Origin of the sequence: Gordonia sp. w5E2 (assembly GCF_036540975.1) — a bacterium.
Lineage (GTDB): Bacteria > Actinomycetota > Actinomycetes > Mycobacteriales > Mycobacteriaceae > Gordonia > Gordonia jacobaea.
In genome coordinates this window covers 1,673,946-1,689,492 of record NZ_CP144213.1, presented here as the reverse complement: position 1 = coordinate 1,689,492, position 15,547 = coordinate 1,673,946, and the positions used below count along the sequence as shown (strand labels likewise).

Here is a 15,547-nt window from a genome sequence, read left to right as displayed (position 1 = left end):
TGACCCGAACTTTTTGATTCGCCCAGGTTGAACTCGACGTCGAGCTGTGCGAGATTGGTCAGGTGAGCACGGTCGAAGAGCGCGAGCAGCCGGACCCGACCGCGGTCCGCCGTCGCATACGTCGGCCACGTGCACTACTGCGGAACGTCGCACTGCTCGGCCCCGCGTTCGTCGCGGCCATCGCCTACGTCGACCCCGGCAACGTCGCAGCCAACATCACCGCGGGCTCCCGGTACGGGTTCCTGCTGGTCTGGGTGCTGGTGCTGGCCAACGTCATCGCCATGCTGATCCAGTACCAGTCGGCGAAGCTCGGAATCGTCACCGGCAAGGGACTGCCCGCTTTGATCGGCGCGCGGATGGGTCGTCGTTCTCGGCTCGCGTTCTGGGTTCAGGCCGAAGCTGTCGCAGTGGCCACCGACCTCGCGGAGGTGCTCGGCGGTGCCATCGCGCTGAACCTGCTGTTCGGACTGCCACTCGTTCTTGGCGGCGTGATCGTCGGCGTGGTGTCACTCCTGATGCTGCTGCTGCAGAATCCGCGCCAACAACACGTTTTCGAACGGGTCATCTTCGGCATGCTCGCGATCATCGTCGTGGGATTCCTCGCCGGCCTCGTCGTCGAACCACCGCCCGCGGGAGAGGTCCTCGGCGGGCTCGTGCCCCGACTACAGGGTCCCGAGACGGTGCTGCTCGCCGCGTCCATGCTCGGCGCGACCGTGATGCCGCACGCGATCTACGTCCACTCCTCGCTGGTCGTCGACCGACACGGCATCAGCTCGACGCGGTCGCGGAAGCGACGCCTGATCAGGGTGACGCGCTGGGACGTCGTGATCGCTCTGATCGTGGCCGGTGCGGTGAACATCGCACTGCTGTTGCTCGCGGCCACCAATCTCCGCGGCAAGGAGGGCACCGACACCATCGAGGGAGCGTACGACGCCGTCCGCGACTCGCTCGGCCCCTCGGTGGCGACCATCTTCGCGATCGGTCTGCTGGCCAGCGGTCTGGCAGCGACCTCGGTCGGTTCGTCGGCGGGTTCGGCGATCATGGATGGACTACTGCACGTTCGGGTGCCTCTCGTCCTGCGCAGACTCATCACACTGATTCCCGCGCTCATCGTGCTCGCTGTCGGCGTGGACCCGACCTGGGCTCTGGTGATCAGTCAGGTGGTACTCAGCTTCGGAATCCCCTTCGCGATCATCCCGCTCGGCCGACTCACCGCCGACCGCGGACTCATGGGCGAGTATGCCGACGGGTGGCCGCTGCGCATCGGAGCCGCGGTGTCGTCGGTGCTCATCGTCGTGCTGAATCTTGCCCTCATCGTGCTGCTGATCATCGGCGCGTGAGCATCAGCAGCTTCGCGTGTTGTCATCTGCGCCACTTGGGACTTCTCTATTCCGACATCTCGGCCCCACATGCCTTCCTTCACTTTGACATCACCGGCCAGCACGGCTATCACTGATATGGCGCTCGACCGACCGGGCGCGAATGCGCTTGCAGGGAGGTGAGATCCGAATGCCATCTGGTGACAGTTCTTCTGACAGACCATCGTTCGAATCGTGTCCTCCCCTCGCCCGTCACAGGTGAGCCGACGCCGCGCGTATCACGTGCGGCACCGCGGCCGCGTGCGGGTTGGGGAACCCTGACCCCAAGGCGGTCCCCATGTCCATCACCGCACTCGACATCTTTGCCCGCATCTCCGTAGCACTCCTGTGCGGAGCCGCGATCGGCTTCGAACGCCAGTGGCGCTCTCGCACAGCGGGTCTGCGAACGAACGCACTCGTCGCACTCGGCGCGGCCCTGTTCGTCGTGATGGGAGCGTTCAGCTTCCACGGCCCAGACGCCGACCCGACTCGTGTTGCCGCCCAGATCGTTTCCGGTATCGGCTTTCTCGGTGCGGGCGTGATCATGAAGCAGGGCGCGTCGATCTCCGGTCTCAACACCGCGGCGACACTGTGGGCCTCGGCTGCTGTCGGCGCTCTCGCCGGCGGCGGACTGCTCCTCGTCGCGATCGCGGGAACCGCAACCGTGATGCTCGCGAATACGCTGCTCCGACCGCTCGGCAGGCTCATCGACCGCCACCCCGGCGACACCGGCCGTGAATCACCCTCCGCGAATTACATTTTCGAGGTCACCTGTCCACAGTCAGCCGAAACCACCGTGCGCGCAATGGTGTTCGACGCCGTCCACCGCCCGGAGCTGACCGTACGCTCCATCGCCGCGACCGACGACGAAAACGGCATCGTGACGATCACCGCACATGTGTTCAGCGCCGAGCGCAATGACCGCGACATCGAAGACGCCCTCGCAACAGTCGTGCGCGCCGAACCGGTGACCTCGGTGCGGTGGTCGGCGACCGCCGAGCCGAGCGCCGACTGACGAGGACGCCTGGACTCCCTGTCCGATTGGCCAGGATCGTCTCTGCCCTTCTGGTCTGATCACCTTTTCATCTGAGCAGGTGGACTTGTTTGGACGTGATGTGGCGCACAGAGTGGATCGTGAATCACCGGTTACGTCACAAGGAGATCGCCACATGGCCATCGAGCTCAATCAGATCTGGGACTTCCCGATCAAGGACTTCCACCCGTTCCCCAACGGCAAACTCGGCGTCGGCGCCCATGACATGCTCGGGGTCGAGGCCAAGAACCTGGGGATGACGCGTGTACTGCTCATGACCACGGGTTTGCGCGGTTCGGGCATCATCGAAGAACTCGTCGGCAAGATCGAATACCAGGGTGTCGACGTAGTGCTGTACGACAAGGTCGAGTCCAATCCCAAGGACTACAACTGCATGGACGCGGCCGCCCTCTACCAGTCGGAGAAATGCGACGGCATCATCTCCGTCGGCGGCGGATCGAGCCACGACGCCGCGAAGGGCGCCCGCATGGTGATCGCGCATGATGGCCGCAACATCAACGAGTTCGAGGGCTTCTCCAAGGCCACCAACAAGGAGAACCCGAAGCACATCGCGGTGTCGACCACGGCGGGCACCGGGTCGGAGACCTCGTGGGCGTACGTCATCACCGACACCTCGGATATGAACAAACCGCACAAGTGGGTCGCTTTCGACGACAGCTGTCTCGTCGACCTCGCGATGGACGATCCGCTGCTGTACTACAGCTGCCCCGAACACTTCACGGCGTTCTGCGGCTTCGACGTTCTTGCCCACGCTTCGGAGCCCTACGTCTCTCGGCTCGACTTCGCACCGTCACTGGGCAATGCGAAGTACTCCATCGAACTCATCCGCGATCACCTGCGCACCGCCGTGTACGAGCCTCGCAATCTCGAGGCCCGCACCGGAATGATGCACGCGCAATACATTGCCGCACAGGCATTCAACTCTGGCGGGCTCGGTCTCATCCACTCGCTCTCACACGCCGTCAGCGCGTTCTACGACAGCCACCACGGCCTCAACAACGCGATCGCACTGCCTCGCGTGTGGGAGTACAACCTGCCCAGCCGCTACGAGCGCTACGCCGACATCGCGGCGCTCCTGGGTGTCGACACCTCCAAGATGACGACCGTTCAGGCCGCCGACGCCGCGGTCGAGGAAGCGATTCGACTGTCCAAGGACCTCGGCATTCCCGACAACTTCGGCCAGATCAGTGTGGACAGCTACGAGAAGAATCGAATGAACACCGGCAAGTACGAGGGTCGCGGCGAGACGATGGACACCTCGGACAAGCAGGTCCGCGCCATTGCCGAGCACATGATGGACGACTGGTGCACGCCTGCCAACCCGCGTGAATGCAGCGTCGATTCCCTCATCCCGATGGTCACACATGCGATGACCGGAAGCTACTGATCGGCGTAGCGCCAATCGAGACCCTCGGGAGACTGAGCACCTCCCGAGTCACGGATCGACCCGGGTGAGGTCACGACCTGACCCTTCACCCGGGCCGATCCGTTCCCGCTTCCCACTCATCACGACGATTGCCGCGAGGAGCCATGTCGCAAGCCTCTGACCTGACCGCAGCCCAGTTATCCACAGAATCAACGAGTTTCGACACCGTCGACGATCTGATCGAAGGCCTCGACGGCCAAGGCTATTTGGTCGACGACGACCTTGCGGTGGTCGTACACCTCGCGACGCTGCTCGACCGGCCTCTGCTCTTGGAGGGACCGGCAGGTGTCGGAAAGACAGAGCTGGCCAAGTCGCTCGCCGCGGCGGCAGGTCGCGAACTCATTCGCCTGCAATGCTATGAGGGGCTCGACGAATCCAGGGCGCTTTATGAGTGGGACTATGCCAGGCAATTGCTGCACGTCCAGATGCTCAGGGACAGAATCGGATCCGAACTCGCCGAAGCGCCGACGCTGGCGGAGGCATCCGCGGCGCTGGCCCGCGCGGACGTTGGCGTCTACACCGAGAGCTTTCTCGTGGCGCGTCCACTCCTCGCGGCGATCACAACGTCTACCCCGGCTGTACTGCTCGTCGACGAGATCGATCGCGCCGACGAGGCCATGGAGGCGGTCATGCTCGAGGTGTTGGCCGAACGTCAGGTGACCGTGCCAGAACTCGGCACATTCACTGCGCGTTCGGCGCCCTGGGTGATCTTGACGTCCAATGACACTCGGGAACTATCCCCCGCACTCAAACGTCGCTGCCTGCACTTCCAGGTCGACTACCCCGACACCGATCGAGAGCGTCGAATCGTTTCCGTTCGAGCGCCTGAGGTCGAGTCCGGCGTCATCGCCGATGTCGTCGATCTCGCACGCCGACTGCGCGAGCTGCCGCTGCGCAAGAGTCCGTCGATCGCCGAAGTCATCGACGCGGCAAGGGCCGCCTCGTATCTGGGCGCGAGCCAACGTGTATCCGCTCGCGACCACGACAGCCCCGCCGTGGACCACACGTTGCTGTCGCTGCTGGTGAAGTTCGGCACCGACCTCGATACCGCGCGAACAATGCTGAACTCCGACAGACGATCTGAGGACTCCGACAGATCCGGTAGCGGCACACCGATATCCGCCGACGGCTCGAGTCCGCGCGGATCGGTCACGGCGACAGCGTTCGGCTCGGGTCGTGCCCGCACCGCGGCCCGGCGCTGAATTCGCCACGACCATGGATCCCACCTACCTCGATCCCACCGGCCACACACGCGACCGCATACTTGACGCCGTCTCCGTACTGTTCGCACATGTGTTGCGGCGCAACGGTGTCGCCGTATCACCGGCCGAGACCATCGAGATTCGACGTGTCATCGCGCTCGTGGGAGCACACGATCTCGACCGACTGCGTTCTGCGCTACGGGCGGTCAGCGCGAAATACGCGTACGAAGCCGCCGGGTTCGACGCCGGCTTCGACATGGTCTTCTGCGGCGGGGCGCCACAGGACGACTCCGCCAACCTCCCACGGCCTCGTGGGACTGCCGCGCAACTGCCGGACGACGTGGCAGCAGACGACGACTTCGAAGGTGCAGCTCGCCGAATCGGCGCCGACGAACACACCGACGAAATCGGCGACCTCACGGCCGACGATCCCGGAGCACGCGAACGACACGGCGAGAGCGCACACCGCGAAGAGAACGACTTCTCGGTGTCGTCGGGGACGGAGCAACTCACCGTCGACTCCGAAAGCAACTCCGTCGCAGGCGGAATCACCTACACAGTCGAGCTCGACGCAGCCGCGGCCGCCGACGTCGGCGAGTTGATCGGGTCGACGACTCGCGTCCACGGCACGTCGTTGACGCTCGCCGACGCCTCCGCGATCCTGCGTGCGCTCGACTCCGTTGACGCCCGGCACACCTACGGCGAGGATGGCGCTGACGACCTCACAAGCCACCAGCGTTCCGAACTCGAACGCGCCCTCCTGACATTCATCACCGCGCTGTCGGAACGCTTGGCGAGTGACCCCGCAGACGTCGACACCGCCCCCTGTCGAATCGGCAGCGATCAACCTCAGATCGACCAAGCGTGCCACAGACTCATTGCGCGCATACGTGGCGCTCCCCGAGCCGTGACCAGCCGGGCCGACCGCGGCGTCCTGGACATGCGGCGCACCATGCGTTCGGCAACGAGTACCGACGGTGTCCCCCTCGCACTCTGGCGCAGGAATCACCGATCAGCCCCGGTGCGGCTACTCGTGGTGGTCGACGTCTCGTTGTCGGTACGACCGGTCGTCGGATTCATTCTGCGCCTTGCCCAGACGCTGCATCGGTTCGGCGACCGCTGTGACGTGGTCGCATTCGTCGACCGACCGGTAGTGGTCACCACCGCGCTACGTACCGCTGTCGCCGACGGGGCACTCGCATCCGTCCTGGCGACCGATGGACTCGATCTCTCGGCAACCAGCGACTACGGCAGGATGTTCGCCGAACTACTCGACGGCCATGGCGATCTCGTTACCCGACGCACGTCGATCCTTATGGTTGGGGATGCGCGCAGCAACGGCTTCGACCCCCGCACCGATCTCGTCGCCGAACTGTCCCGTCGCGCGCATCGCCTCGCCTGGGTGACGCCGGAGCCGTCCCGCTACTGGCACCAAACAGGTTGTGCGCTCGATGATTACGCGGACCATTGCTCCGGTGTCGTGAGTGCGCGCGACGGAGCGGAGCTCATCGACAAGGTCGACGAACTCGGCTCCGCCCTGGCCTAGCAAGTCCGCCCTGGCCTTGCAAGTCGCCCTGGCCTAGCAAGCGGCTACTGCGCCAATAGGCCCTTGGCCACGTGGGTCACCTGGATCTCGTTGCTGCCGGCGTAGATCATCAACGACTTCGCGTCGCGCGCAAGCTGTTCCACGCGATACTCGGTCATGTAGCCGTTGCCGCCGAACAATTGCACTGCTTCCATCGCGACCTCGGTCGCGGCGCGTGACGAGTAGAGCTTCATCGCCGACGCCTCGGCCAGCGAGAGCGGCTTACCCGCCTTCGCACGTTCGAGCGCGTTGAACAGCATGTTCTGCACGTTGATTCGTGCGATCTCCATTTCGGCGAGCTTGAGCTGGATGAGCTGGAACTTCCCGATCTCCTGCCCCCAGAGCGTGCGCGACTTCGCATACTCGATCGACAGGCGTTGCGCCTCATTGATGATGCCCATCGACAGTGCTGCGATGCCGATCCTCTCAGCGGTGAAGCCCGCCTTGACTCCGTCGTCACCTCGACTACCCGACCCCGCGTCCTCGGTCTCTCCGAGCAACCTGTCGCGACCGAGGTGAACGTTGTCGAAGAACAGCTCACCTGTTGGCGAACTCATGATGCCCATCTTCTTGAACGGCTTGCCCTGGGTCAGGCCCTCCATGCCCTTGTCGAGCACGAAGGTCAGCACCTTGCGTTCGCGGATCGGGGTGCCGTCGCCCTCGTCGAGCTTCGCGAACACGACGATCGTGTCGGCGTACGGGCCGTTGGTGATGAAGGTCTTCTGCCCGTTGAGGATGTAGCCGTCGCCGTCACGGCGGACCGTCGTCTTCATCCCGCCGAGAGCATCCGAGCCAGAGTCCGGTTCGGTGATCGCCCACGCGCCGACCTTCTCGAGCGTGACCAGTTCGGGCAGCCACCGCTTCTTCTGTGCGAGTGTGCCTTTCGACCGGATCGTCGACACCGTCAACCCGACGCTGACGCCCATCGACACCACCATGCCGAGGCTCGCGGCCGCGAGTTCCATGTTGAGGATCAGCGCCATCGAGTTCATCATGCCGCCGCCGGAACCCTTGGGCTTCGACTCGCCCGCGGCCTCGGCGTCGAGCTCCTTCTCCAGGCCCTCGCGTGCCATCGCGTCGACGCCGAACGATGTCATCAGCTTCCGCAGGATGTCGTACGGCGGCATCTGACCGCTTTCGAGTTCGTCGGAATGCGGGCGGATCTCCTTGTCGACGAATGACCGCACCGCGTCGCGAACCATGAGGTCTTCCTCGGACCACTCGAACATTGCCACCCACCGTTCAACGCCGGAACTAGAACACGTTCCACTACTGTGTCAGCCGCGATCCCGGCTTGTCCAGCCGCGGCCGTCGTGGGCTCGCTGGACGCGCGAGCGGTCGATGAGATAGGCAGAGAGCGTGAACGATCACGTGTTCGCCGAGTTCGGGCCATTCTTTGCGAGCGAGACCCATGCGGCCGGTGCACCAGTCGACGGCCCATGGTCGACTCTGGATGCGGCACTGGCGAATCCACAACGAATCAAGGGCCGAGTCGAACGGGTCCAGACGGCACTGGGCGCAGGCGCGGCGTCGAACGTCTCCTTGCGCGTCGCGGCGTCGGTGACCCATCTGGGTCTCGTCGCCAGGCTGCTGGCGCCGGCGCTTGCCGCAGCGGTGACCAACACCCACCTGTCCCCCGACCCCGCTGACATCTGGTGGCAGGACCACCTCGGCGGGCCCTTCCCGCTGTCCGTCGCGACGGTGGAGCCCGAGCCCGCCGACGACGGCGAACTCCCAAGTGCTGTCGACGCACTCACCGCACTCTTCGACACGTCGTACTCGGTCGGGCCGCGCGTCCTCGGCGGCAACGTCGCGTCGGCGATCAACTCCGCGGCACGGATGATCGGTACCGCCCGGCCAGAACTCGCCGACTCGGCCCGACGCCACGCCGACCTCTTCCTCGCCCACCCCTACGTCGAGGGTGGACACCTGCGGGCGGGACCGAATTTTCGACGACGCAGCTGCTGCCTGATCTACCAGGTCTCCGGCGACCGGACAGCCGTGTGTGGCGACTGCGTACTGACCTCCGGATAAGCCAAACGCGGCCCGAACTGGTGAACGCGGCTGGTGTGCCAGCCGCGTCTGCCAACTCGAGCCGCGTGTGGAACGTCGGGGGTGGGGTCAGGCGACGGTCTGCGTCGCGGAGTCGTCGACCTGCTTCGACGACCGCGAGCGCGACATCCATCCCAGGACGAGCGCGAACACCGTGGTGAGCACGGTCCACAGGATGACCTGGTTGGCGATCGAGTAGACGCGGAAGTCCCCGATGACGTCGCCCGGGAAGCCCGGGAACACGATCTGGCCTCCATCGTTGGTGACCGGCGTCGGCACCTCGTCGAAGCTCGGCAGCATCGCGATGGCGATGGTGACCACAACCAGGTAGCCGACGCCGCCTGCGATCGCACCGAGCAGGCCGCCGATGCGCGGACGCAGCCACAGCGCGAAGACGACGGCAGCGATGACCGCGATCACCGACACCACGGTGATGGTGAGGTAGGCACTCGACCTGTCGGCGATGGTCTCGTCGTTGCCGACTGCCGGCGGGTTGGCGGGATACGCGAAGTACGGGACGCCGAAGAACGCCACGAATCCGAGCGCACCGAGTGCGGCAGCCGCCCAGCGCGGATCGGTGGCGGGGTATCGCCGTCCGAGGTAGGTCCACAAGACAGTGAACCCGACCGCGAAGAAGGCACCCATCGCGAGTGCGAAGACGATCGTGCCGACCCCGGCACCGATGTTTTCCTGCACCGACCTGGTGAACACCTCGTGCTCGTGGCCGTGCTCGCCGGTCAGCATCTCCTCGGCGTGGCTACGGCCGTCTTCGTAATCGATGGCCTTCGCGACCACCGGCTCGATGAAGATGCGAGCGAACACATACGCAAAAATTCCGGCAATCAGGCCTGATAGCAGGCCCGCGCCGATGAACTTCTTCTCCATTGTTCTGTTGTCTCCCGGGTCAGATCAGTGGCAGGGGAAGCCGAGGAAGTGGCGGGAGTCGTGCACGAACTCGTGGATGTGGGTGTCGCTGCCGAACACCGACCAGGCGCCCTGGTCGTAGCCGATGAAGTAGTAGGCCAGCGCGGCGATGAGCACGGTGGCGGTGAGCCAGAGCGCAGCCGAGGCGACCGAGAGGTTCGGCACGGCGAGCGCGGCGGGCCGACGTTCGGCCTGTGATGAGGTGGCAACCATTGAGGTGGGTTCCTTCCGGGATGACGCGTCCCTGACGTGGAGCAATGTGGCCTGGTTGCCACGTCCTGACTCGTCGCGACAGGTCGCTTCCCGTCGGACTTACAGTGGCGCGACCGTCCCGGATTCTCACCGGGTTCCTGGCAACCAGCGTGGATCGACTCTATACCAGGTTCTCGCCGCCCGACCAGCACGTTGTGCCGTCCTGTCAGACCCGTGCGGAACAATGGATGTGTGCCCGGCCCGTCCTCCATCCTGAACCGCTTCACCGACCCCACGCGTCGGTGGTTCAGCGGCGCTTTTCCCGCGCCGACCCCCGCTCAGCAGGGCGCGTGGAAGGCCATCGCCGACGGCGAGAACACGCTGGTCATCGCGCCCACCGGCTCGGGCAAGACCCTCTCGGCGTTCCTCTGGGCACTCGATTCGCTCGCCGCCCGCCCCGAGCGGTCCAAGGGCACGCGCGTCCTCTACATCTCGCCACTCAAAGCGCTGGCGGTCGACGTCGAGCGCAACCTGCGCGCGCCGCTGGCGGGCATCACGCGCGCCTCGCAGGAACTCGGGGTCACCGAACCGTCGATCACCGTCGGCGTGCGTTCGGGCGACACCCCCGCCGCCCAGCGTCGACTCCTCGCCAAGACCCCACCCGACATCCTCATCACGACGCCCGAATCGCTCTACCTGATGCTGACCTCGTCGGCACGGGAAGCGCTCACCACGGTCGAGACCGTGATCGTCGACGAGGTACACGCCGTCGCCGGCACCAAACGTGGCACTCACCTGGCGCTGTCGCTCGAGCGCCTCGACGAACTCCTCGACTCCCCGGCGCAGCGCATCGGACTCTCGGCGACGGTGCGCCCGCCCGAGCTGGTCGCCGAGTTCCTTTCCGGCGCCCGCCCGTGCACCGTCGTGCGCCCGAAGGCGTCGAAGACCTTCGACCTCCGCGTCGACGTCCCGGTACCCGACATGGCGAACATCCCACCGCCACCCGACGCACCGGACTCGGACGAGCTCGACGACGCGTTCTCCCCGACGGCGGGTTCGCTCTGGCCCTACGTCGAGGCGTCGATCGTCGACCTCATCGAGACCAACCGCACGACCATCGTGTTCGCCAATTCCCGACGTCTCGCCGAGCGCCTCACCGCACGGCTCAACGAGATCCACGAGCAACGCACCGAGCCCGGCCGCGAACCGCCACGCAACGACCGCGTCGGCGGCGGCGCGCCGGCAATGGTCATGGCGTCGGGAGCCACCACCGGCGCCGCGACCGTCCTGGCCCGCGCGCACCACGGCTCTGTTTCCAAGGAGCAGCGCGCCGAGATCGAAGACGACCTCAAGAGCGGCCGCCTACGCTGTGTGGTCGCGACGAGTTCACTCGAGCTCGGCATCGACATGGGTGCCGTCGATCTGGTGATCCAGGTCGAGACACCGCCGTCGGTGGCCAGCGGTCTGCAGCGGATCGGTCGCGCGGGCCACCAGGTCGGCGAGATCAGTCAGGGTGTTCTGTATCCCAAGCATCGCACCGATCTGATCGGCTGCACGGTCGCCGTCTCGCGGATGCGTGCGGGCGCGATCGAAGAGCTGCAGGTGCCGCGGAATCCACTGGATGTGCTTGCGCAACAGACGATCGCCGCGGCCGCTCTCGATGTGCTCGACGTCGACGAGTGGTACGGCGTCGTCCGCCGCGCAGCGCCGTACCGTGAGTTGAGCCGGTCGATCTACGAGGCGACGCTCGACCTCATCTCGGGTCGCTTCCCCTCCGACGAGTTCGCCGAGCTGCGTCCTCGTGTCACGTGGGACCGTGACGCGGGCACGCTGACCGGCCGCCGTGGTGCGCAACGACTGGCGGTCACCTCCGGCGGCACCATCCCCGACCGTGGACTCTTCGGCGTGTTCATGGTCGGCGAAAAGTCCAGTCGCGTGGGCGAACTCGACGAGGAGATGGTCTACGAGTCGCGCGTCGGCGACGTCTTCGCGCTCGGCGCGACGAGTTGGCGGATCGAGGACATCACCCACGACCGCGTGCTGGTCTCACCCGCGTTCGGTCAGCCCGGGCGCCTCCCATTCTGGATCGGCGACGCACAGGGCCGCCCGGCCGAACTGGGCGCGGCCATCGGGAAATTCGTCGGCTCCGTCGCCGACGAGTCCGAACTCGACCGCCAGGCAACCGAACTCGGACTCAGTGAATACGCACGCGACAACCTAGCGTCGATCATCTCCGAGCAGCGCGACGCGACAGGACAACTACCGACCGACCGCACCCTGATCATCGAACGGTTCCGCGACGAGCTCGGCGACTGGCGCCTGATCCTGCACTCCCCCTATGGTTTACGCGTCCACGCGCCGTGGGCATCTGCGATCTCCGCCCGCCTACAGGCCACCCTCGGACTCGACGGCGCCGTCACCGCATCCGACGACGGCATCATCGTGCGCCTCCCCGACACCGACGACGAACCGCCGGGCTCCGCGGTCTTCGTCATCGATCCCGACGAGATCGAACAGATGGTCACCGACGCACTCGCCGACTCGGCGATGTTCGCCTCCCGCTTCCGGGAGTGCGCGGCCAGAGCACTGCTGCTCCCCCGCCGCGACCCCGGCCGGCGGGCCCCGCTGTGGCAGCAGCGTCAGCGCAGCGCCCAATTGCTTTCCGTCGCATCGCAATTCCCCGACTTCCCGATCATCCTCGAGACGGTTCGCGAGTGCCTGCAGGACGTGTACGACCTTCCGTCGCTCACCGACCTCCTCACCCGCATCCGCTCGCGACGTATCCGGCTGATCGAGGTCGAGACGCCCGAACCGTCGCCGTTCGCGGCATCGCTGCTGTTCGGCTATGTCGGAGCGTTCATGTACAACGACGACGCCCCGCTTGCCGAGCGTCGTGCCGCGGCACTCTCCCTCGACACCGCGCTCCTCGCGCAACTACTCGGGCGCGTCGATCTGCGCGAACTGCTCGATCCCGCGGTCATCGCCGCCGTGGTCGCACGGCTGCAACGCCTCGATGAGCACCGCAAGGCACGCGACGCCGAGGATATCGCCGACCTACTGCGGTGGCTCGGTCCTCTGACCACCGAAGAGGTGGCCTTGCGGTATCGACGCGACGACGACAGCCCCGCGGCGCTCGACGTGCTGACCGAGTTGCATCGACGCGGCGCGATCGTCTCGGTGAGCATCCGCGGCGTGCCGTTGTGGGCGGCGGTCGAAGACACCGCACGCCTGCGCGACGCTTTGGGAGTTCCTGCGCCACTGGGCGTTCCGGCAGCGTTCACCGAATCGGTCCCCGATCCCGTCGGCGATCTCGTCCATCGGTACGCACGAACCCATGGCCCATTCACCGTCGACGAGGCCGCCGAGTCGATCGGAATGGCACCGGCGGTGGTGCGCGACACGCTGATTCGGCTGGCAGCCGAACGCAAGGTCGTCGAAGGCGACTTCCTACCCGCCACCGACGACAATCCCGACGGCAGCCCCGCATGGACCACGCAATGGTGTCATAGCGACGTCCTCGGGCAGATCCGACGTGGCTCGCTCGCGGCAAGCCGCGCCGAGGTCGCGCCTGTCGACGGACCGACCTTCGCCCGATTCCTCGGAGCCTGGCAGCACGTCGCCGACGACGAAAGACTCACCGGCGTCGACGGACTCGCGGCAGTTCTCGACCAACTGGCGGGCCATCAGCTTCCGGCGTCGGCGTGGGAGTCGCTGATCTTGCCGAGCAGGATCAGCGACTACCGGCCCGCCATGCTCGATGAGCTCCTCTCCAGCGGCGACTTCATGTGGGCGGGGCACGGCCGGATCGGCTCGACCGACGGCTGGATCAGCTTCTTCCCCGCCGACCTCGCGCCGCTGTTCGTACCGACCGAGGTCGAGATCGACACCACCGAGATCCACGCCCGCCTCCTCGAGACCTTCGGCACCGGCGGCGGATTGCGTTTTGCCCAGCTACTCGACGACGCGTCGACTCAGAGCGCATCATCGCCGGGCGCCACCACGACGCGCCAGCAGGTCGAGGACGCCCTGTGGGACCTCGTCTGGGCCGGCCACGTCAGCAACGACACGTTTGCACCGGTCCGTGCGTTGCAGACTCCTCGTCGTACCTCGTCGTCGAGTCGGGCAATGCCGTCACACCGATCGCGCGGCCAGGCCCCGCGCCTGCGGCCCGGACGGCTGAGCACGCGGCATCTCCTCTCCCAGACAGGCGGCGCCGCGACGCCCTCAACGGCAACCGGCCGCTGGTTCGCAACGCCGGGTGCGCTGCTCGAGACAACAGTCGCGACGCAAGCCCTGTGCGACCAGCTTCTCGCCCGCTACGGGGTTGTCACCAAGGGCAGCGTGACGGCGGAGGACGTCGTCGGAGGTTTCGCACGAATCTACAAGGCACTCAACATCTTCGAAGACAGCGGCCAGGTGCGACGGGGCTACTATGTCGACGGCCTCGGCGGCGCACAGTTCGCGGGCACCTCCACCGTCGACCAATTACGCCGCCACGCACTGACCGACAGCGCACCGGGCAGTCATCGAGCTCCGAACACCGCGACGGTCCTCGCCGCCACCGACCCGGCCAATCCCTATGGGGCAGCACTCCCCTGGCCCGAGACGGCGCCAGGCGCAGGCGGGCACCGACCGGGACGCAAACCGGGCGCCCTCGTATGTCTGGTGGAGGGCGAACTCGTGGCGTTCGTCGAGCGCGGCGGGAAGACCGTGTTGACCTTCAGCGACGACGTCCCCGCGCTGGAGACCATGGCGACGGCGCTCGCCGACGTCGTGAGGGCCGGTCGCGTGGCACGCCTGACCATCGACTCGATCGACGGCGTCACCGCGCTGCGCTCCGAACTGCAGCAGGTCTTCGTCGGCGCAGGTTTCGCGACCACGCCCCGTGGCCTCCGAATGCGATACGGACAACATGCCTGAGGGCGATACCGTCTACCAGGCAGCCGACCGTCTCCGTCGTGCATTCGACCAGACCACGTTGGAGCGCACCGACTTTCGCATCCCGTCGCTGGCCACCACCGACCTGCGGGGCGGACACGTCGCCGCGGTGCGCTCCCGAGGCAAACACCTTCTCATCGACGTGGTGCCGGCACTGGGGACCGCGACGTCGGCGCCCGATGGCGTCAGCATCCACAGCCATCTGAAGATGGAGGGCGTGTGGCACGTCCATCGCGTCGGCACCAGATGGCGCAAACCTGCCTTCCAGGCGCGAATCGTATTGCAGGCCAACGGCTACGAGGCCGTCGGATTCGAACTCGGGATTCTCGAGCTGCTCCCCCGTGCGGCCGCCGACCTCGACTACCTCGGACCCGACCTTCTCTCCGACGACTTCGACGCCGCGCGCGCCGTCGCCAACATCGGGGCACATCCGGACGCGAAGATCGGCGAGGCGCTCCTCGACCAACGACTCATGGCAGGCGTCGGCAACGTGTACCGGTGTGAGGCATGCTTTCTTCGGGGCATCCGACCCGACCGACTCGTCGCCGACGTCGACGTGCCGCCGCTCGTCGACCTGTGTCGAAGAATGTTGTGGGCCAACAGGCTTCGCACGGCGCGCACCACAACCGGCCGCACCGGACACAATGCGCGCACCTGGGTGTACGGACGAATCGGCCAACCGTGCCGACGATGCGGAACGCTCATCGCCCGCGAGTTCTGGCGTGATCGGCCGGACTCGACCAGGGAGGATCGGGTCGTGTACTACTGCCCTCGCTGCCAGACCTGAGCGTCGGACAGGCGACTACGACGTCCGAG

11 protein-coding genes and 1 riboswitch are annotated in these 15,547 nt (G+C 66.2%); of the genes, 8 read left to right on the top strand and 3 right to left on the bottom strand.

The features are described 5' to 3' along the window. Positions 1-62 precede the first annotated feature (62 nt). The 5 genes from RND64_RS07710 to madC all read left to right on the top strand — a co-directional run bounded on the left by RND64_RS07710 (position 63) and on the right by madC (position 6,586). Entirely contained in the window at positions 63-1,340 is a 1,278-nt protein-coding gene (locus RND64_RS07710; protein WP_049699546.1) for an Nramp family divalent metal transporter, read from the top strand. 322 nt (positions 1,341-1,662) lie between these two features. Further along, positions 1,663-2,373: an MgtC/SapB family protein gene (locus tag RND64_RS07705; RefSeq protein ID WP_197494465.1), complete on the top strand. Its 711-nt coding sequence runs from the start codon at positions 1,663-1,665 to the stop codon at positions 2,371-2,373. 154 nt (positions 2,374-2,527) lie between these two features. Then, the gene (gene mdo, locus RND64_RS07700; protein WP_049699548.1) at positions 2,528-3,799 is read left to right on the top strand and encodes an NDMA-dependent methanol dehydrogenase; all 1,272 of its coding nucleotides are present in this window, start codon (positions 2,528-2,530) and stop codon (positions 3,797-3,799) included. Positions 3,800-3,942: 143 nt separating this feature from the next. After that, complete coding sequence (locus tag RND64_RS07695; protein WP_049699549.1) at positions 3,943-5,040, top strand: MadB family AAA-type ATPase; 1,098 nt, start codon at positions 3,943-3,945, stop codon at positions 5,038-5,040. Between the two features lie 13 nt (positions 5,041-5,053). Then, the gene (gene madC / locus RND64_RS07690) at positions 5,054-6,586 is read left to right on the top strand and encodes a MadC family VWA domain-containing protein (protein WP_049699791.1); all 1,533 of its coding nucleotides are present in this window, start codon (positions 5,054-5,056) and stop codon (positions 6,584-6,586) included. A gap of 44 nt (positions 6,587-6,630) precedes the next feature. Here madC and RND64_RS07685 read toward each other — a convergent pair whose 3' ends face one another. Then, a complete protein-coding gene (locus RND64_RS07685) occupies positions 6,631-7,854 on the bottom strand; it encodes an acyl-CoA dehydrogenase family protein (protein ID WP_049699550.1) in 1,224 nt (407 codons plus the stop codon). 130 nt (positions 7,855-7,984) lie between these two features. Here RND64_RS07685 and RND64_RS07680 point away from each other — a divergent pair, with 130 nt between their 5' ends. Continuing rightward, a complete protein-coding gene (locus tag RND64_RS07680; protein ID WP_049699551.1) occupies positions 7,985-8,659 on the top strand; it encodes a (2Fe-2S)-binding protein in 675 nt (224 codons plus the stop codon). 87 nt (positions 8,660-8,746) lie between these two features. On the opposite strand, the gene RND64_RS07675 is transcribed toward RND64_RS07680, so the two are convergent. Together RND64_RS07675 and RND64_RS07670 are read right to left on the bottom strand one after the other, a co-directional pair. Beyond that, on the bottom strand, positions 8,747-9,562 hold the full coding sequence (locus RND64_RS07675; protein ID WP_049699552.1) for a CbtA family protein: 816 nt from the start codon (positions 9,560-9,562) through the stop codon (positions 8,747-8,749). A gap of 24 nt (positions 9,563-9,586) precedes the next feature. After that, positions 9,587-9,814 carry a CbtB domain-containing protein gene (locus tag RND64_RS07670; protein WP_005207836.1) on the bottom strand — a complete coding sequence of 76 codons (228 nt, stop codon included), beginning with the start codon at positions 9,812-9,814 and terminating at the stop codon, positions 9,587-9,589. Between the two features lie 23 nt (positions 9,815-9,837). Beyond that, positions 9,838-9,992, bottom strand: a riboswitch (cobalamin riboswitch). Between the two features lie 53 nt (positions 9,993-10,045). Here RND64_RS07670 and RND64_RS07665 point away from each other — a divergent pair. Both RND64_RS07665 and RND64_RS07660 read left to right on the top strand, forming a co-directional pair. Further along, positions 10,046-14,713 carry an ATP-dependent helicase gene (locus RND64_RS07665; protein WP_049699553.1) on the top strand — a complete coding sequence of 1,556 codons (4,668 nt, stop codon included), beginning with the start codon at positions 10,046-10,048 and terminating at the stop codon, positions 14,711-14,713. Beyond that, positions 14,706-15,518 carry a DNA-formamidopyrimidine glycosylase family protein gene (locus RND64_RS07660; protein WP_049699554.1) on the top strand — a complete coding sequence of 271 codons (813 nt, stop codon included), beginning with the start codon at positions 14,706-14,708 and terminating at the stop codon, positions 15,516-15,518. Before RND64_RS07665 ends, RND64_RS07660 begins: the two co-directional genes overlap by 8 nt. Positions 15,519-15,547 lie beyond the last annotated feature (29 nt).